The organism is Actibacterium ureilyticum (assembly GCF_002285435.1).
GTDB classification, from domain to species: domain Bacteria; phylum Pseudomonadota; class Alphaproteobacteria; order Rhodobacterales; family Rhodobacteraceae; genus Actibacterium_C; species Actibacterium_C ureilyticum.
Genome location: NZ_NSBT01000022.1, coordinates 1 through 15,974, shown reverse-complemented (window position 1 = coordinate 15,974; position 15,974 = coordinate 1). Strand labels below are relative to the sequence as shown.

General features: G+C 57.5%; 18 protein-coding genes and 1 pseudogene. 5 read left to right on the top strand and 14 right to left on the bottom strand.

Going from position 1 to position 15,974, the window contains the following annotated elements:
- The first annotated feature begins 47 nt into the window (after positions 1–47).
- The gene (locus CLM60_RS05960; protein ID WP_095587523.1) at positions 48–758 is read left to right on the top strand and encodes an IS6 family transposase; all 711 of its coding nucleotides are present in this window, start codon (positions 48–50) and stop codon (positions 756–758) included.
- 10 nt (positions 759–768) lie between these two features.
- Here the strand turns inward: CLM60_RS05960 and CLM60_RS05955 are convergent, their stop codons facing one another.
- From CLM60_RS05955 to CLM60_RS05915, 9 genes are all read right to left on the bottom strand, one after another.
- On the bottom strand, positions 769–1,191 hold the full coding sequence (locus CLM60_RS05955; RefSeq protein WP_245848271.1) for an aldo/keto reductase: 423 nt from the start codon (positions 1,189–1,191) through the stop codon (positions 769–771).
- 16 nt (positions 1,192–1,207) lie between these two features.
- Positions 1,208–1,771: a hypothetical protein gene (locus tag CLM60_RS05950; RefSeq protein ID WP_051372183.1), complete on the bottom strand. Its 564-nt coding sequence runs from the start codon at positions 1,769–1,771 to the stop codon at positions 1,208–1,210.
- Positions 1,768–2,700, bottom strand: coding sequence for a glutathione S-transferase family protein (locus CLM60_RS05945; protein WP_058241273.1), 933 nt, complete (start codon positions 2,698–2,700; stop codon positions 1,768–1,770). The genes CLM60_RS05950 and CLM60_RS05945 overlap by 4 nt, the downstream gene beginning before the upstream one ends.
- 10 nt (positions 2,701–2,710) lie before the next feature.
- Complete coding sequence (locus tag CLM60_RS05940) at positions 2,711–3,388, bottom strand: type 1 glutamine amidotransferase domain-containing protein (RefSeq protein ID WP_095588253.1); 678 nt, start codon at positions 3,386–3,388, stop codon at positions 2,711–2,713.
- A 9-nt stretch (positions 3,389–3,397) separates the two neighbouring features.
- Positions 3,398–4,435, bottom strand: a complete 1,038-nt coding sequence (locus CLM60_RS05935; protein WP_058241279.1) for an NADP-dependent oxidoreductase — start codon at positions 4,433–4,435, stop codon at positions 3,398–3,400.
- A gap of 12 nt (positions 4,436–4,447) precedes the next feature.
- Positions 4,448–5,605 carry an iron-containing alcohol dehydrogenase gene (locus CLM60_RS05930; protein ID WP_025054151.1) on the bottom strand — a complete coding sequence of 386 codons (1,158 nt, stop codon included), beginning with the start codon at positions 5,603–5,605 and terminating at the stop codon, positions 4,448–4,450.
- Between the two features lie 4 nt (positions 5,606–5,609).
- Positions 5,610–6,026, bottom strand: coding sequence for an organic hydroperoxide resistance protein (locus CLM60_RS05925; RefSeq protein WP_025054150.1), 417 nt, complete (start codon positions 6,024–6,026; stop codon positions 5,610–5,612).
- A gap of 55 nt (positions 6,027–6,081) precedes the next feature.
- Positions 6,082–6,669: a TetR/AcrR family transcriptional regulator gene (locus tag CLM60_RS05920; protein WP_095588252.1), complete on the bottom strand. Its 588-nt coding sequence runs from the start codon at positions 6,667–6,669 to the stop codon at positions 6,082–6,084.
- Positions 6,670–6,855: 186 nt separating this feature from the next.
- Positions 6,856–7,185 carry an ArsR/SmtB family transcription factor gene (locus CLM60_RS05915; protein WP_025054148.1) on the bottom strand — a complete coding sequence of 110 codons (330 nt, stop codon included), beginning with the start codon at positions 7,183–7,185 and terminating at the stop codon, positions 6,856–6,858.
- Positions 7,186–7,272: 87 nt separating this feature from the next.
- Here CLM60_RS05915 and CLM60_RS05910 point away from each other — a divergent pair, with 87 nt between their 5' ends.
- Positions 7,273–8,469: an MFS transporter gene (locus tag CLM60_RS05910; protein WP_058241277.1), complete on the top strand. Its 1,197-nt coding sequence runs from the start codon at positions 7,273–7,275 to the stop codon at positions 8,467–8,469.
- An 88-nt stretch (positions 8,470–8,557) separates the two neighbouring features.
- Here CLM60_RS05910 and CLM60_RS05905 read toward each other — a convergent pair.
- The 3 genes and pseudogenes from CLM60_RS05905 to CLM60_RS05895 all read right to left on the bottom strand — a co-directional run.
- Positions 8,558–9,244, bottom strand: a pseudogene (locus CLM60_RS05905) (IS6 family transposase); the annotation flags it as partial.
- 112 nt (positions 9,245–9,356) lie between these two features.
- Positions 9,357–10,136 carry an alpha/beta hydrolase gene (locus CLM60_RS05900; RefSeq protein WP_141246469.1) on the bottom strand — a complete coding sequence of 260 codons (780 nt, stop codon included), beginning with the start codon at positions 10,134–10,136 and terminating at the stop codon, positions 9,357–9,359.
- 71 nt (positions 10,137–10,207) lie between these two features.
- Positions 10,208–11,104, bottom strand: a complete 897-nt coding sequence (locus CLM60_RS05895) for a LysR family transcriptional regulator (RefSeq protein WP_176473809.1) — start codon at positions 11,102–11,104, stop codon at positions 10,208–10,210.
- A 132-nt stretch (positions 11,105–11,236) separates the two neighbouring features.
- Here CLM60_RS05895 and CLM60_RS05890 point away from each other — a divergent pair, with 132 nt between their 5' ends.
- The 3 genes from CLM60_RS05890 to CLM60_RS05880 are packed head-to-tail and all read left to right on the top strand — an operon-like array spanning position 11,237 to position 14,197.
- Positions 11,237–11,749 (top strand): TRAP transporter small permease subunit, encoded by a 513-nt coding sequence (locus tag CLM60_RS05890; protein WP_095588249.1) that lies wholly within the window; start codon positions 11,237–11,239, stop codon positions 11,747–11,749.
- Complete coding sequence (locus CLM60_RS05885) at positions 11,746–13,056, top strand: TRAP transporter large permease (protein WP_095588248.1); 1,311 nt, start codon at positions 11,746–11,748, stop codon at positions 13,054–13,056. Before CLM60_RS05890 ends, CLM60_RS05885 begins: the two co-directional genes overlap by 4 nt.
- Before the next feature lie 28 nt (positions 13,057–13,084).
- The gene (locus tag CLM60_RS05880) at positions 13,085–14,197 is read left to right on the top strand and encodes a C4-dicarboxylate TRAP transporter substrate-binding protein (RefSeq protein WP_095588247.1); all 1,113 of its coding nucleotides are present in this window, start codon (positions 13,085–13,087) and stop codon (positions 14,195–14,197) included.
- Positions 14,198–14,723: 526 nt separating this feature from the next.
- Here CLM60_RS05880 and CLM60_RS05875 read toward each other — a convergent pair.
- Complete coding sequence (locus tag CLM60_RS05875; protein ID WP_281256665.1) at positions 14,724–15,197, bottom strand: ATP-binding protein; 474 nt, start codon at positions 15,195–15,197, stop codon at positions 14,724–14,726.
- 19 nt (positions 15,198–15,216) lie between these two features.
- Complete coding sequence (locus CLM60_RS05870) at positions 15,217–15,927, bottom strand: IS6 family transposase (protein ID WP_095587523.1); 711 nt, start codon at positions 15,925–15,927, stop codon at positions 15,217–15,219.
- Positions 15,928–15,974: the final 47 nt, after the last annotated feature.

Genomic DNA, 15,974 nt, shown 5'->3' with positions numbered 1-15,974 from the left:
GGCATTGCCAAGTTGATCACGGGGTTCCGTCGGGATAGGCGGTCATCATGAAAACCGTTCCGACAATGCGACGCCTGAAGGGCTTTCGTTTTCCCCGCGAGATCATCTCCTATGCCGTCTGGGCTTACCATCGGTTTGCGCTGAGCACGGCAGATGTCGAGGATCTGCTGGCCGAACGCGGCGTGATGGTCAGCCGGGAAACCGTCCGGAACTGGGTGAACCGGTTTGGCCGCCATTTCGCCGATTGCATCAAGCGCGACAGGCCGGGCGCCAGTGACAAATGGCACTTGGATGAAGTCGTTGTTCCGATCAATGGCGTGAAGTTCTGGCTTTGGCGGGCAGTCGACGCGAATGGGAATGTGCTCGACATTCTCGTGCAAAAGCAACGTAATGCAAAGGCCGCCAGCCGGTTCCTGAAGCGGCTGATCGACCGGTTTGGCGCGCCGCGGGTCGTGATCACCGACAAGCTGCGCAGTTACATCAGGCCGATCCGCAACCTCGTGGCGAATGCTGATCATCGGGCGCACAAGGGCTTGAACAACCGGATCGAAGGATCCCATCGGCCAACCCGAAAGCGAGAGAAACTCATGGGGCGGTTCAAGTCACCCGGACAGGCTCAGAGATTTCTGGACGCACATGACCAGATCAACACGATCTTCCGTCCCCGCCGCTATCGTCTTACCGCCACATCGTACCGCCACGCCCGATCCGATGCCATTGATCTTTGGAACGGCTACGCACTCGAGATGACCGCCTGACGGGCGCGGATCAGGCCGCATTCAGCCGGGTGCAAATAAGTTGGCAATGCCCATCAAGGCGATGCGCGTAATAGAGGTCGATCTGATCAATCCCCAGACGTTTCAGCGACGCCTCGACCGCCTGTTTCATGTAGGCCGGGCTGCTGTCGATGTGTCGTACGGCCGGATCGTCGGATCGGATGATTGCGAACTTGGTCGCCAGCGTGACGTTGTCCCGGTTTTGCCGGACGAAATCCGACAACAAGGTTTCATTCGCGCCGATACCGTAGGTATCGGCGGTATCGTAGAACGTGACACCCAATTCAAGCGCACGGTCCAGCGTTTCATAGGATTGATCGCGGTTGGTCGGGCCGTAGAATTCGGACATGCCCATGCAGCCAAGCCCAATGGCTGATACGGATCCCAGTCCGCCACCCAGATTACGCGTTTTCATGTGTTTTCTCCTTGAATTAGGGTTGTGTGCAACGAGGATCAGCGGCCTGAAAAGCAGCAATCTCTTCGTCGTCGATAGACAGTGGCTCGCAGCCGTGCTCTTTCTCGCAAACGAAATCGTACTCAAAACCAGCAGCGTGGCAGCTCAGGCACTCACGCCCCTCAAAGTTAACAGCGTGATCGCCCCGGCTGGTAATCGTCGTGCTCTCCGCCGTCACGTCGAGGGCAAGAAATTCCCAGCCATTGCTGTCCGGGTAGTCTGCGCTCGAGTGTTTGATCATCGCTTCAAACGGGACAAGCTGCATCACCGTGCCGACCGGGTATTCGATATCAGGCACGCGGTCGGTAAAAATACGGATGGCTTCCTTGAGCTTTTCCGGGTCGGAATGGAACAGGAAGGTGTTGCGCACTTTGGGGAAATCATAAATGCAGCCAAACATCTCCGAGGTGGCCTCAATCTCATTATTGGCTTGGGCTGAGATTTCGGCCTGGATTGGGAGAGCAACGAATGATGCGGCAAGCAAGGCCGCAGCGGTCACCAGTATGGCGTTAAATCGACTACATAGACTTAGTATTTTCATGTGTCTTTCCCTTGGATTAGAGTTGTACGAAGCGGATAGCCGTGTCGCGGGAAATGCACGGCAACCGTTCCCACCTGTGGCGTGTCCCGATGCAGAATGATGCGGGTGTCGTCGATATGGGCCAGCGTACCGTCGATGACTTCCGTGCCAAATTCATCGACCAGAACCTGTACCGGCGCGCCTATCGCGGGATGTGCAGCTCCCGTTTCTGGAAGGGGGGCGGGGGGCGCCGAAAGCGCGATGTTGATCGCTTCAGCAGGCGCCAATTCGGTTCGTGTGCCGTGACCGAACTCCGCAATGCGCGCCATCCATGCCGACAATGCCGGGAACAGCGATAGACCGCTGCCGCTGGCGGCTGTGTCAGCTTTGGCAAAAAACCAAACCACATGATAGAGTGCCAGATCAGTCAGCGCGGGCGTGTCCCCGGCAAAGAAATCGGCACCGCCCAGCAGGTTCTCAAGCCAACCAAGCCCTGTTGTAATTTGGCCGCGATGATAGCCGACATCCACTTTCAGGCCGTCCAGATCAATCTTGTGATCCCAAAACGCCTCGCGGTCATGGATCAGGGCTGGGGGAACGGCATCAGCGCACAGACCCATGCTGTAACGAACCACTTGCCAGAACAAAATGCGGTCCGCCCAATTGTCGAGCAACGGGGTTGCTGTGCCCACAGTGTTCGGGGCAAGGGCGCGCGCCGGAAACCGCTGGTCAAGCTCGGCGGCGATCAGGGCGGAATCACAGTAGATATCCGCCCCGATCTGAAGCACTGGGGCCCGCCTGTAGCCACCCGTCAAGGCCAGCAGATCAGCCTTTGGCGCAATAGGAGGCACGATGACCGATGACCATGACAGCCCCTTGAAGCCCATCAAAGTTCTGATTTTTTCGGAATAGGGAGAGGCTTCATAGTGGTGCAGGATCAGGTCGACCATCGTTTTTCTCCTACTTCAGCAGCCCGAGGATCTCTTGCGCGGCGGTGGCGGATGAGGCGGGGTTCTGGCCGGTGACGAGTTTTCCGTCACACAGCACGAAGCTGGCCCAATCCGCCCCTTTTTCATACTGGCCACCATTGGCTTTCAGCATGTCTTCCACCAAGAACGGCACAACATCGGTAAGGCCGACGGCCTCTTCTTCGGTGTTGGTAAAACCCGTCACCCGGCGGCCAGACACCAGCGGTTTGCCGTCCGCGCCTTGGGTGTGGCGGAACACGGCGGGGGCGTGGCAAACTGCGCCGACAGGCAAGTCGGCGGCGGCGAAGGCCTCGATCAGGCGTTTGCTGTCCGCGCTTTCGGCCAGATCCCACAAAGGGCCGTGGCCGCCCGGATAGAAGATGGCGTCGAACCCGTCTTCGGTTACATCCGAAAGCTTCAGCGTCGTCGCAAGATGCTTTTGCGTCTCTGGATCGTCTTTGAACCGACGGGTGTCGTCGGTCTGTGCGTCAGCGCTGTCGCTGGACGGATCAATCGGCGGCTGTCCCCCTTTGGGCGAGGCCAGTATAATGTCTGCTCCGGCGTCCTTGAAGACGTAATAGGGGGCCGCAAACTCCTCCAGCCAGAAGCCGGTTTTCTTGCCTGTGTCCCCGAGTGTGTCGTGGGATGTCAGTACCATCAGAATTTTCATGTTATTTTCCTATTTTTTCTGGCCGACGCGGATCACGCGCTTGCCAAAGTTTTCGCCATTCAGCAGGCCAATGAAGGCTTCGAGCGCATTTTCCAAACCGTCGATGATCTCTTCGCGGTACTTGATTTGGCCGCTTTCGATCCACGCCCCCATGTCTTTGGCAAAATCCGGGTAGAGGTGGCCGAAGTCGTCAAAGATGATGAAGCCCTGCACCTTGATCTTCTTGCGCAGGATTTGACCCATAAGCCAATTCATCCGGTCCGGTCCTTTGGGCAAGTCAGTCGCATTATACTGAGAGATCAATCCGCAGACCGGCACCCGTGAGTTTGGATTCAACAGCGGGATGACCCCGTCGAGGACCTTGCCGCCGACATTTTCGAAATAGACATCGATGCCATCGGGACTGGCCTTTGCAAGCTGTTCGGCAAAGTCATCTGCCTTGTGATCGATACAGGCATCAAAACCCAACTCATTGACCGCATAGGCGCATTTCTCTGGCCCGCCCGCGATGCCGACCACGCGGCAGCCAAGGATCTTGCCGATCTGGCCCACAGTGGCCCCGACAGGGCCGGTTGCGGCCGCCACGGCGATGGTTTCGCCCGGCTTTGGCGCGCCAATTTGCGTCAGACCCGCCCAAGCGGTAAATCCGGGCATACCCATGATACCGAGCGCCCAAGACGGGTGTGCAGGCGAGGTGCCCAGATTCGTAATCCGCGTGCCATCCGACAGCGCGTAATCCTGCCAGCCATTGAAGCTGAGCACCCAGTCGCCCGGCGCAAAGCCATCAACCTTTGAGGTGACGACCTGAGCCACTGTGCCGCCCTCCATCACGCCATCAATTTCCACCGGCGCGGCGTAAGATGGCGCATCGCTCATGCGCCCCCGCATATAAGGGTCCAGCGACAGATATTCGGTGCGCAGAAGCATCTGCCCAGCACCGGGGGAGGGGACGTCCCCTTCGACCAAGCGAAGCGTGTCCTTGGTCGGTTCGCCTTTGGGGCGTTCCGCCAACACAAGCTGGCGGTTTACTGTTTCAGTCTGTGCCATGGTCATCATCTCCTACAAGGCTGTTTCAAGAATGCGGCGGGCATCTTCGGGGGTAATGGCATTTTGTTCGCCAAGGGCGGTCATGCCGTGATCCTTCAAGGCGGCGACGATAAGATCAATTTCAGGTGCAGCAATTGCGTAATCGCCGAGTCGGGTTTTGATACCCATCTGTTCAAAGAACCTGCGTGTTGCCTTGATCACGGCATCAATCCGCGCATCATCAGATCCCTCACGGATGTCCCAAACATTAGCAGCATATTGCAGCAGTTTCTCGCGTTTGGGGCCACGTTGGTCGCTCATCAGTGACGGCAACACGACAGCCAGTGTGCGGGCGTGGTCGGTGTCATTGAGCGCAGTAATCTCATGTCCGATCATATGGCTTGCCCAGTCCTGCGGGACACCTGCGCCGATCAGGCCATTCAGTGCCAGTGTTGCCGTCCACATCAGGTTGGCGCGAACGTCATAGTCCTCCGGCGTCTCAAGGGCTTTGGGCCCAAGCTCGATCAGGGTGCGTAGCAGGGTTTCGGCAAAACCGTCCTGAACGCGCGCGGCGGATGGATAGGTCAGATATTGTTCGATGATGTGAACAAACGCGTCGGCCACGCCGTTCGCGATTTGACGGGGCGGCAGCGTGTAAGTGACCTCGGGGTCCAGCACCGAGAACACCGGGTAGCAATGTGGGCTACCAAACGGAAGCTTAGCGCCCTTCTCGGGATTGGTGATCACAGCGCCAGAGTTCATCTCCGAACCGGTGGCGGGCAAGGTCAACACGGTGCCAAAGGGCAGCGCTTGCGTGATGACCGACCCGCGAGATGTCAGGATGTCCCAGGCGTCGCCATCATATTTGGCCGCCGCCGCGATAAATTTGGTGGCGTCAATAACGGAGCCACCGCCGACAGCCAACAGGAAGGTGATCCCTTCTTGGCCAATCACGTCGACAGCCTTCAGCGCAGTGGCAAAGCGCGGATTGGGCTCAATACCGCCAAATTCGACCAAGGTCCGGCCCGCAAGTGCCGCACGCACCTGACCAAGGACGCCTGTTTTCTCCGCGCTGCCTCCACCATAAAGGATCAGCACCTTTGCGTCAGCCGGAACCTGATCCTTCAGGTCCGCGATACGACCCTTTCCAAACAGGATATGTGTCGGATTGCGAAAGTCAAAATTGTTCATGGGCTCAGTTTCCTTCAGTTTCAATGTGCAGGCGCACGTCAACGTTTCCGCGTGTGGCGTTGGAGTATGGGCAGACCTGGTGCGTCGCTTCGACAAGTCTTTCAGCATCCTCGCGGGTCATGCCCGGCAGATGTGCGGTAATGTCGAGATCAAGTCCGTATCCGCCCTCGGGGCGTTGGCCGATGCCCACCTCAACCGACGTTGATGCCACTTTGGCATCCAGTTTGAGTTGTTTTGCGGTCATTTCCATCGCGCTATCAAAACAGGCCGCATAGCCAAGCGCGAACAACTGCTCGGGGTTCACCCCCGCCTCGCGGCTGTCCGGGCGGACCATCTGGACTGAAAAGCTGCCGTCGTTGAGCGCGGCGGTGCCCGAGCGTCCTCCGGTTGCCGTTGCAGTGGTTGTGTAGAAGATTTTCATGAGCTTCCTTTCGCGAATAGACTGGTCGTCTATAGATGTGTCAAAAATTTTAGGGTTATGGTCCTGGAACGAGCACCTTTGTGGCATTCATAGCGGAATTGAGCGGGGCTTCACTGTGCGAGAGGCTCGCGACGAGGCTAGCTCCAAGCCACATGTGGTAGATCATTTCTGCCGTGGAGCGGGGGTCTTCAAGCGCGGCGATCGTGCCATCGTTCGTTCCCTGTTCAAGGGTCTCCGTCAGGCGCGCGACGATTTCGGACACACTTTTCTGCAAGATATTGCTCATGTTCTCCGAGAGGTCAGCAACCTCTGCGGACAGTTTGACGACCAAGCACCGGTCTTCGAGGTTGGGGCTGATCTGTTTTTTCCGCCACTCTTCGAAATAGGTCAGAAACCGAGACCGTGCATCCATGTCCGGATGCGCAAGCGACGCGTTCAGGCGTGTGCCATACTCCGTCATAAAATCATTCAGCAGCGCACAGCCATAAGCTTCCTTGGAGGCGAAATAGTGATAGAACGACCCCTTCGGAACGCCGGCCTCTTTCAAGAGCGCACTCAGGCCGACACCTGTGTAGCCCTGCTTGGCTGTCAGGCGGCGTCCTGTGGTCAATATCTGTGAGCGGGTGTCGTTTTTCTGTTCCATGATCCCAGATATAGTCTCATTAGACCGGTCGTCTATGGGTGGCGTAGCTTTTTCTAATCACAGGGCTGTGAGCGGCGCTGTGAAACGGAGCGGGAAAGGCGCTAGCCAGCATGCACACCAGTTAGCAGCTTTGACATCCAGCCCAGAAAAACAAGCAATGCATACGCAAATCGATGCGGCACGCGCTTAGTTTGCGTTCAGCACTGCTTCCAGCAAACCAGGAAAGCGACGGTCAAGCGCATCTCTTCGCAGTGAAAGCAGGCGACCCCGCCCCTTGGGGATATTCCGGATCACACCTGCTTCGCGCAACACTTTGAACAGGTGCGACTTGGTGGATTTCGCCACTTCCGGATCCATTAAATTGCAGTTTGCCATTTCGACCGGGCCGTCGCGGAGCTGACGCACGATGTCCAACCGGCCCGGATCGCTGAGTGCGAACAAGACTTGCGTCAGTTGCAGCTCCTGTTCCTGCGGGTGCGCAAGATCGGGGCTGACAGTGTCGGGTAAGATACTCATGGTTCGAATATACTTGAACCTTCCGCAGGAAGAAACTAGAGAAAGGTTCGATAAACTTCGAACCCTTATGAAGGACTGCATTCCAAAATGACTACGATTGTGATGTCACCCAAGGCTAGAGAGCGCGCTGGTTTCGCAATCGTGCTTACTGGAAGCGCTCTGATGATGGCGAGCGCGAGCGCGCCGTCCCCCTTTTATCCGCTACTGCAGCAGCAACTTGGTTTTTCGTCTTTGGTCGTGTCGGAGATATTCGCAATTTACGCAATTGCCCTTCTTGCGACACTGTTAGTGGCCGGATCAATCTCGGATCATGTCGGGCGGCGCCCTATTCTGTCGATAGGGTTCGTGCTACTCGCTGTTTCCGCCGCCGGATTCGAGCTGTCAGGTTCTGTGCCTGCGTTGTTGTTGGCTCGTGTAGTACAGGGCGTAGCATGCGGCCTTCTTTTGTCTACGCTGTCGGCTGCGATTACGGATCTTGAACCCCCTGAATTCAAGGGCATCGCGGCGATCTGTAATTCAGTCATCCCCCTCGTCGGGCTGGCCCTGGGGGCCTTGGTATCCGGCTTCGCGATGGAGCACCTTACCGAGCCAAAATTTGATATATTCACTGGGATTGCAATGGCCAGCCTGGTGTTGGCGCTGGCCACATGGGGCTTGCCCGAAACATCGCCACGGCATGAAGGCTTGTTGCAGGCGCTGAAGCCTCGCGTTGGCCTCCCGATCGAAGTCAGGGGCACGTTCTGGCGTGGCGCTCCGGCGCTATTTGCGGGCTGGGCCACAGGGGGGCTGTATCTGTCGCTTGGCGCACTCATCATCTCACAGGTTTTTGGTATTCAAAATGTGATTGTCCAGGGCTTCGTGGTCGCATTGCTGGCCGGGGTTGGTGCGCTGGCTTGTTTCATTGCGCGCAACTACTCTGCTCGTGAGGTCACGTTGTTTGGCACCGCAGCGCTATCAATGGGAACCTTTGCCACTTTGTTTGGCATTCATTACGAAAACTTAGTGCTCTACCTTATTGCGCTCGCCGTTGTGGGGACGGGCTTCGGCACCTGCTTTTATGGTTTCATCCGCTCGATAATTCCACTGGTGCCCGAGGATGTCAGAGGAGAAACTTTCGCCGCGCTATTCTGTATCAGCTACTTGGCATTCGGTTTGCCAGTCGTAATTGCCGGACTTTTGGTGCTGGTGTTCGGGCTCAAAGTCGTTGTGATCTGTTATGGCAGCTTGATCGCCTCACTGGCCGCTCTCGCAGGACTGATGCGCAAATTCGGTCGAACCGACTAAGGACCCAACCTAGACTCAACACATTGGCCGGGATTGCCAACTTATTTGCACCTGGCCGAATGCGGCCTGTTCCGCGTCCGTCGACAGTTATCTCAAGCGCGTAGCCGTTCCAAAGATCGAAGGCAATGGATCGGGCGGGGCGATGAGACGGTAGCGGCGGGGCGGAAGACCGTGTTGATCTGGTCATGTGCCGCCAGAAATCTCTGTGCCCGTCGGGATGTCTTGAACCGCCCCATGAGTATCTTTCGCTTTCGAGTCGGCCGATGGGTTGCTTCGATACAGTTGTTCAAGCCCTTATGCGCCCGACGATCAGCATTCGCAGCAATGACGCGGATTGGCCTGATGTAACTGCGCAGCTTTCGGTGATCACGACCCGCGTCGCGCAAAACAGATGAATCAGCCGCTTCAGAAACCGGCTGGCGACCTTTGCATTACATTGCTTTTGCACGAGAATATCAAGTACGTTCCCATTCGCATCGACTGCCCGCCAGAGCCAGAATTTCACGCCATTGATCGGGACAACGAACTCATCTAGGTGCCATTTGCCATTGGTATTCGGCCTATTGCGCTAGATACAATCGGCGAAATGGCGGCCAAACCGGGTCACCCAGTTCCGGACAATTTCCCGGCTGACCATCAAGCCGCGTTCGGCAAGCAGATCCTCGACAACCGCTGTGCTGAGCGCAAAACGAAGATACACCTAGGCCGCGTAGTCCACCATGTCGCGAGAAAAACGGTAACCTTTCAGGCCAGGCACCGTGCAAGGTATCTTGATTCCAGCTGCCTATGCGAAAGCCCACGCGCGAACAAGTTGGCAATTCCGGCCAAACGCTTTCCTAAAATTATTTTGTAGTTACGGTGCCGATGAAGCGCCTTACAATAGTAGGCTACTTAGTAACAATCGCCACTTGCCGCAGAAGTTCGACAATCCGTTCAGCAATCAGCCCTCGATCATAATCCAATGTCGCCACATGGTAAGACCGACCCAACCAGCTGAGATGTATCTCGCTAGACCCCACCGACGTTGCAATGCGGGGCGCATTTTCCGGATCAACTACATTATCGCGGCGCGATTGCAGGATTAGAATGGGCTGTCGTATCAATGGCAGCAGCGCACCTGTAGCATTGGTCAAAAGAAAGCGCTCTTTCAACGTGTCTCGCGGAATGCGGTCATAACATATTTCGGCCATACTTGGCTCAGCGATGTCAGATCCGATCCCGGCGATAAAACCGGTGCCGTTCGCCTGGTATAGCGGTGCGACCACTTCGGGGCGATAGAGGCCGGTTGATCCATTGATGCTGACCACGCCGTGTATTTTCTCTGGAAACCGCGCAGCGAGGTTGAGCGACAGCGTCGCGCCTAGCGAAAGCCCACCGATGATTACCTGCGTGCAGCGCGATGACAAAAGCTCAAGGGCCGCTTCGGCGGAGGCCACCCAGTCGGCTTGGGTCGTTTTTGCTAAAGCTACAGAGGACTCGCCATGGCCAGCCAACAAGGGGCAATAAACGGTGGCACCGCTCGCCGCGTGAACCTGATGGGCGACCTCTCGCACGCTTTGCGGGGTGCTGGTGAACCCATGGAGAAAGAGGAAGCCTGTATCGCTTCCTTCGAGAAGAAAAGGTTGCGCTTCTGACAGGTCAAAGGGGGCAATCGATGTTAGTTTCATAAATGCATAAAATCGCACTATGGGGCGACTACGCAAATAGACTTGCGGTATCGTGCGATAACCGAACGCGATCAACCTAAGGGCGGGAAGTGATTGCGGAACTGGCGCAGCAGCCCGGTATCCGCCTTGATGCTCCACGCCATGGAGATCGTTGCCTCTGCGTCGAGTCCGGCAACCGGCGCCAGCGTCAAGGCGGCTGGCAGGCTGTCGGCCATGCTCATAGGGAAAAACGTCATACCGCGGCGCTCGGCCACACGTTGCAAGATCACCTGCACGTCCCAAGCCTCATCTACCACCACAGGGGCGAGGTCGGCCTGGTTGCATGCGCTGTCCAAAAGTGCGCGCCAGGAACGCCAGTTTTCCCGCAGCCCCATGACGAAGGGCGTGCCCTTCAAATCTTTGACCCCTGCGGGCATCTCACCGGCGGGAGCGACTACACCTATGCGCGAACGCCAGACCGGCATCTGGTCTATTCCCGGCGCACCGACGGTGGGATGAGAGAGCAAAAAGCCGAGGTCAATCAGTCCAGATCTCAAGTTTTTCAGCATGTTATCGGTAGACATCACGTGCATCTCAACTTGGACACCCGGCACACTGCGATGAAACGCATCCAGGGCTGCAGAGATCTGCCGTGAGGTGGCGAGGGCGGAATAGCCGACAATGATATGCCCGCGCGCACCGGCGGCGTTTCTGCGCGATGCGCGGATTGTGCGCTCGAACTGCGCGACCGTTTGGCGCGCGTCGTCGAGGAAAACGGCGCCTTCAGGTGTGGGCACCACACGCGGTCCGCTGCGGTCAAATATACGAAATCCCAAATCAATTTCGGTGTCTTTCACGGCTTTCGAAATGGCGGGCTGCGCGATATTGAGCATCTCAGCCGCCGCGCGGAACCCTTGGGCATCGGCCACGGCCAAAGCATAACGCAGATGCCGAAGGTCGAGCCGGGCGGGTTTCGAGATTGCATCCATCCGCATTATTCCTATTGATCACGTTTCGTTATCACTCGATCAACCATCACTATTTGTCAACGGAACTCTAGGCGGTGAGGTTGGACCGGAGTTACGGGCCAGATCCCGTCTTGGTATGGGGGAGGAGGCCCGATGCTGACGCTGTTTAACAGAATATGCTCATGGCTGATGTTTATCGGCGGTCTCGGTGTCATCGCGATGATGCTGAATATCGTGGCCGATGTTGTGGCAAAACTTGTGTGGAACGCGCCTATTCAAGGCACGGTCGAGATTTCCTCATACTACTATATGGTCGCGCTGGTCATGCTGCCGATGGCCTTTGTCGAGATGCAGGACCAGCAAATTTCGGTCGATCTTTTGTTCAACCACTTCCCGGACTGGCTTCAGAAAGTTGCGCTAATCTTCAGCTGCCTCGCCGCAGCTGCCATCCTTGCCGTGATGACATGGCGCACGGGGCTTGATGCTATGCGGGCGCTGCGTGTGGGTGAGGTCGTGATGGGCGGGCGCGAGATCATTGTTTGGCCGTCGCGCATAGTTCTGCCGCTTGGCTTTGGTTTGGCCAGCCTCGCCGCTTTGCTGCGGGCGTTTTTAGTGTTGCGCGGTGCGCCTGTCACCCAGTCTGACCTTGATGGGGGCATGTCATGAGCAATCTTGAAATCGGTTGGATCGGTGTCGGCACTCTGTTTGGCCTGCTGGCCTTTCGTATGTCCATCGGAACAGCGCTGATGGCGGTGTCCTTTGTTGGCATCACCATCATGTTCAACCTGCAAGCCGCGCTTGGCATCGTCAGTGCAATGCCTTTTAACCTGATCGGGGACTGGTCGCTGACCGCGATCCCGATGTTCCTCTTCATGGGCTTTATAGCCGCCAACACCGGACTGACGGCAGGCGCTTTCGATCTGCTGCGCGTGTTGCTGGCGCGGGTGCCGGGCGGGCTGGCGTCGGCCAGCGTCGGCGCTTGCGGCCTGTTCGCCGCCGCCTCCGGGTCGTCTATCGCGACAACCGCTGCCATGTCGAAAATCGCCGTGCCGGAAATGCTGAAGGCGAAATACCACCCCTCGCTGGCCACGGGCGTGGTCGCGGCCTCGGGCACGCTTGGCTCGCTCATTCCGCCGTCGATCCTCATGGTGCTTTATGGCATTTTCACCGAGCAATCGATTGGCCAACTATTTATTGCAGGTGTCATTCCTGGCGTGCTTTCGGCACTCGTCTACATGGCGATGATCACGGTGCGGGCCACAGCCGCGCCGTCGCTGGCACCACCCGTTGTCGAGCAGATCGACCGCGCGCAGCTGGTCCGTTTGATCCGGTCGGTCTGGCCCTTCCCAGTGCTGGTGCTGGGCGTTTTGGGCGGCATCTTTGGTGGCTTCTTTACCCCGACAGAGGCCGGCGCCGTGGGCGCTTTCCTCGCCGCGACGGTCGCAGTGCTACGCCGATCGCTGACCCGCAAAGCATTGGCCGAGGCGATCCGCCAGACAACGCTGGCTACCTCTTCGATCTTCTTTCTGTCCATCGGGGCGGTGATGTTCACCCGATTCATGGGTCTGTCAGGTGTGCCGCGCGCGTTGACGAATGCGATGTTGGCGGTCTCGGACAATCAGATCGTAATTATTCTGATGATTGCCGCCCTGTTCGTGATCTTGGGCATGGTGATCGACTCCATCGGTCTGATCCTGCTGACCCTGCCCATTCTGCTGCCGGTGCTCGAGGCCGCAGACATCAACCTAATCTGGTTCGGCATCATCTGCATCAAGCTGCTGGAGATCGGTCTCGTGACACCCCCCGTGGGCCTGAACCTCTATGTCCTGCACAGCGCGTTGTCGGGCGAGGTGAAGCTCCGCGATATCATCTCAGGCACGACGTGGTTCATAGCCATGGACGTTGTGACGCTTTTTATCCTGATCGCCTTTCCTGCGATCAGCCTGTTCCTGCCCTCGCTCATGGCGCAGTGACGCAATTTCAACCGGAGGAGACGACACTATGAAACTGACCACATCCCTTTTGGCCCTTGCGGCCTGTGGCCTCGGCACCGCTGCCGTAGCTCAGAACGCGAACCATTTCTTTGCGGAACGTCACTCGATGGTGCGCGGTCCCTACGTGGAATTCGCGGAGCAGGTGGCTGAGGAAACCAATGGTGACGTGAACTTCACCGTTTTCGCCGGTGGCTCATTGCTACCGCCTGCCGCATCTTTGCAAGGTGTGCGGGACGGTGTGGCGCAGGTGACTTATCACGCGGGCACTTACACACCATCCGAGTTGCCAGTTGCCAATCTGATCGGCAACTTTGCCTTCTACAACACCGATCCAATGATTATGGCCTTCGCCTCGACTGAGTTCGGCCTGACCAATGAGGCCGCCCTGGCTGAATGGAAAGAAAACGGCGTAGTGTTCGGCGGCGGTTACTCGACCTCGGAATATTACATGATGTGCAACACGCCCGTCGCCACCTACGAAGATATCCAAGGCAAACGCCTGCGCATGGCCGGGGGCGCTTGGTCGCGCTTTGCCGAGTATGTAGGTGCCGTGCCCGTGTCGATCCCCTCAAGCGAGATGTATACCGGCCTCGATACAGGCTCGCTCGACTGTGCCGTCGCGGCCGCCGATGCGTTGGATTCCTTCTCGCTCTCCGATGTGGTCACGCATTTGAATATGCTAGCCGTGGGCAGCTACTATGCCGGTTTTGAATGGGGCTATAATCCGGATTTCTGGCAGGGCCTGTCCGAAGAGTCCCGCGACGTGTTGTTTGATCAGATGGCTTACTACCTTGCTCAACATCGGGTTGAGTTCGACAAAGACGTCGAAAAGGCGGTGTCTGCTGCCAAAAAGAACGGCATGGAAATCAATGAACCGGATCAGGCTTTGAAGGATGCACTGGCGGAATTCGTGAAAGCGGACGAGGCTGTGTTGATCGAAAATGCCAAGAGCCGCGGTATTGAGAACCCCGAAGCGCTGCTGGAAGATTACAAGCGCATCGTGGACCGCTGGGCCGAACTACTGACCGATGTGGATTACACCGACACTGACGCGCTGGCCGCGCTGGCAAAAGCGGAGATCTACGACAAGTTGGACCGGGCGAGCTACGGCATGAACTAGACGCAGAGCTCTCTACCTCGCGTTTTGGCTCCTAGGAAATTTAAGCCAAAGCGCGAGGCTGAGATGCAGCTTCGCCAGCCTGTTTGTCCTCCAAATGAGTGCTATCGCGGCGTTAGGCCACGCCACGCAGCAAGCTCACCCTCGGAACGAAAGGTGGACCCATCCAGAACCGTAGCAGCGCAGGCAGTCGAATAATCGGTTCGACCCCCGGATTAGTCGCGAGCAAGCCACAAATCGAAATGGTCGTGGGAATTTTAATAGCCGGACATAGAACTTCTCGATCTGCCTACTAAGCGTATCCAGTGGATCGTTAAGAGTATTTAGGGCAAAGCAAACATGTTCTGGCAGATCTTTCCAGATATCATCCCGTGTCAATCCCGGAGCAAAATGGGTCAGTGAACCGGTGGAATAATCCCTAGCGGCTGGGGTCTGGCGGGTGCCTTGGCGCGTGCGCTCCCAAGTAGCTGGCGCGCGTCAAGGCGCACTGGCCGAAGGCCAGTTCCTTGGGATCTGGTTGTGGTGTGGATCAGGCTTTTGTCTTGCGGCTCTGTCGGAGACGGAAGCTCTCGCCGTTCATTTCGAGGATGTGGACGTGGTGGGTCAGACGGTCGAGGATGGCGCCGGTGAGACGCTCGGAGCCGAAGACCTCGGTCCACTCGTCGAAGGGCAAGTTCGAGGTGATGACGATCGATCCACGCTCGTAGCGCTGCGAGATGATCTCGAAGAGCAGCTCGGCACCTGTCTTTGACAACGGCACGAAGCCCAGTTCGTCGATGATCAGGAGTTCCTGGCTGGCGAGGGTCTTCTGGAGGCGCTGGAGCCTGCGATCGTCGACCGCTTCGACAAGTTCGTGGACAAGGGCGGCCGCGGTGGTGAATCGGACCTTCAAGCCTTTCTGGCAGGCTGCCAGTCCGAGGCCGAGGGCAATGTGGGTCTTGCCGGTGCCGCTCGGGCCCAGAGCGATGACAGGCATTGCCAACTTATTTGCACCCGGCTGAATGCGGCCTGATCCGCGCCCGTCAGGCGGTCATCTCGAGTGCGTAGCCGTTCCAAAGATCAATGGCATCGGATCGGGCGTGGCGGTACGATGTGGCGGTAAGACGATAGCGGCGGGGACGGAAGATCGTGTTGATCTGGTCATGTGCGTCCAGAAATCTCTGAGCCTGTCCGGGTGACTTGAACCGCCCCATGAGTTTCTCTCGCTTTCGGGTTGGCCGATGGGATCCTTCGATCCGGTTGTTCAAGCCCTTGTGCGCCCGATGATCAGCATTCGCCACGAGGTTGCGGATCGGCCTGATGTAACTGCGCAGCTTGTCGGTGATCACGACCCGCGGCGCGCCAAACCGGTCGATCAGCCGCTTCAGGAACCGGCTGGCGGCCTTTGCATTACGTTGCTTTTGCACGAGAATGTCGAGCACATTCCCATTCGCGTCGACTGCCCGCCAAAGCCAGAACTTCACGCCATTGATCGGAACAACGACTTCATCCAAGTGCCATTTGTCACTGGCGCCCGGCCTGTCGCGCTTGATGCAATCGGCGAAATGGCGGCCAAACCGGTTCACCCAGTTCCGGACGGTTTCCCGGCTGACCATCACGCCGCGTTCGGCCAGCAGATCCTCGACATCTGCCGTGCTCAGCGCAAACCGATGGTAAGCCCAGACGGCATAGGAGATGATCTCGCGGGGAAAACGAAAGCCCTTCAGGCGTCGCATTGTCGGAACGGTTTTCATGATGACCGCCTATCCCGACGGAACCCCGTGATCAACTTGGCAATGCC

Excerpts from the sequence above, each read along its gene's own strand:
- CLM60_RS05870 (WP_095587523.1), bottom strand. The coding sequence starts at position 15,927 with ATGAAAACCGTTCCGACAATGCGACGCCTGAAGGGCTTTCGTTTTCCC.
- CLM60_RS05960 (WP_095587523.1), top strand. The coding sequence starts at position 48 with ATGAAAACCGTTCCGACAATGCGACGCCTGAAGGGCTTTCGTTTTCCC.
- CLM60_RS05890 (WP_095588249.1), top strand. The coding sequence starts at position 11,237 with ATGCTGACGCTGTTTAACAGAATATGCTCATGGCTGATGTTTATCGGC.
- CLM60_RS05940 (WP_095588253.1), bottom strand. The coding sequence starts at position 3,388 with ATGAAAATTCTGATGGTACTGACATCCCACGACACACTCGGGGACACA.
- CLM60_RS05930 (WP_025054151.1), bottom strand. The coding sequence starts at position 5,605 with ATGAACAATTTTGACTTTCGCAATCCGACACATATCCTGTTTGGAAAG.
- CLM60_RS05885 (WP_095588248.1), top strand. The coding sequence starts at position 11,746 with ATGAGCAATCTTGAAATCGGTTGGATCGGTGTCGGCACTCTGTTTGGC.
- CLM60_RS05880 (WP_095588247.1), top strand. The coding sequence starts at position 13,085 with ATGAAACTGACCACATCCCTTTTGGCCCTTGCGGCCTGTGGCCTCGGC.
- CLM60_RS05920 (WP_095588252.1), bottom strand. The coding sequence starts at position 6,669 with ATGGAACAGAAAAACGACACCCGCTCACAGATATTGACCACAGGACGC.
- CLM60_RS05945 (WP_058241273.1), bottom strand. The coding sequence starts at position 2,700 with ATGGTCGACCTGATCCTGCACCACTATGAAGCCTCTCCCTATTCCGAA.
- CLM60_RS05915 (WP_025054148.1), bottom strand. The coding sequence starts at position 7,185 with ATGAGTATCTTACCCGACACTGTCAGCCCCGATCTTGCGCACCCGCAG.
- CLM60_RS05955 (WP_245848271.1), bottom strand. The coding sequence starts at position 1,191 with ATGAAAACGCGTAATCTGGGTGGCGGACTGGGATCCGTATCAGCCATT.
- CLM60_RS05925 (WP_025054150.1), bottom strand. The coding sequence starts at position 6,026 with ATGAAAATCTTCTACACAACCACTGCAACGGCAACCGGAGGACGCTCG.
- CLM60_RS05950 (WP_051372183.1), bottom strand. The coding sequence starts at position 1,771 with ATGAAAATACTAAGTCTATGTAGTCGATTTAACGCCATACTGGTGACC.
- CLM60_RS05900 (WP_141246469.1), bottom strand. The coding sequence starts at position 10,136 with ATGAAACTAACATCGATTGCCCCCTTTGACCTGTCAGAAGCGCAACCT.
- CLM60_RS05910 (WP_058241277.1), top strand. The coding sequence starts at position 7,273 with ATGACTACGATTGTGATGTCACCCAAGGCTAGAGAGCGCGCTGGTTTC.
- CLM60_RS05895 (WP_176473809.1), bottom strand. The coding sequence starts at position 11,104 with ATGGATGCAATCTCGAAACCCGCCCGGCTCGACCTTCGGCATCTGCGT.
- CLM60_RS05935 (WP_058241279.1), bottom strand. The coding sequence starts at position 4,435 with ATGGCACAGACTGAAACAGTAAACCGCCAGCTTGTGTTGGCGGAACGC.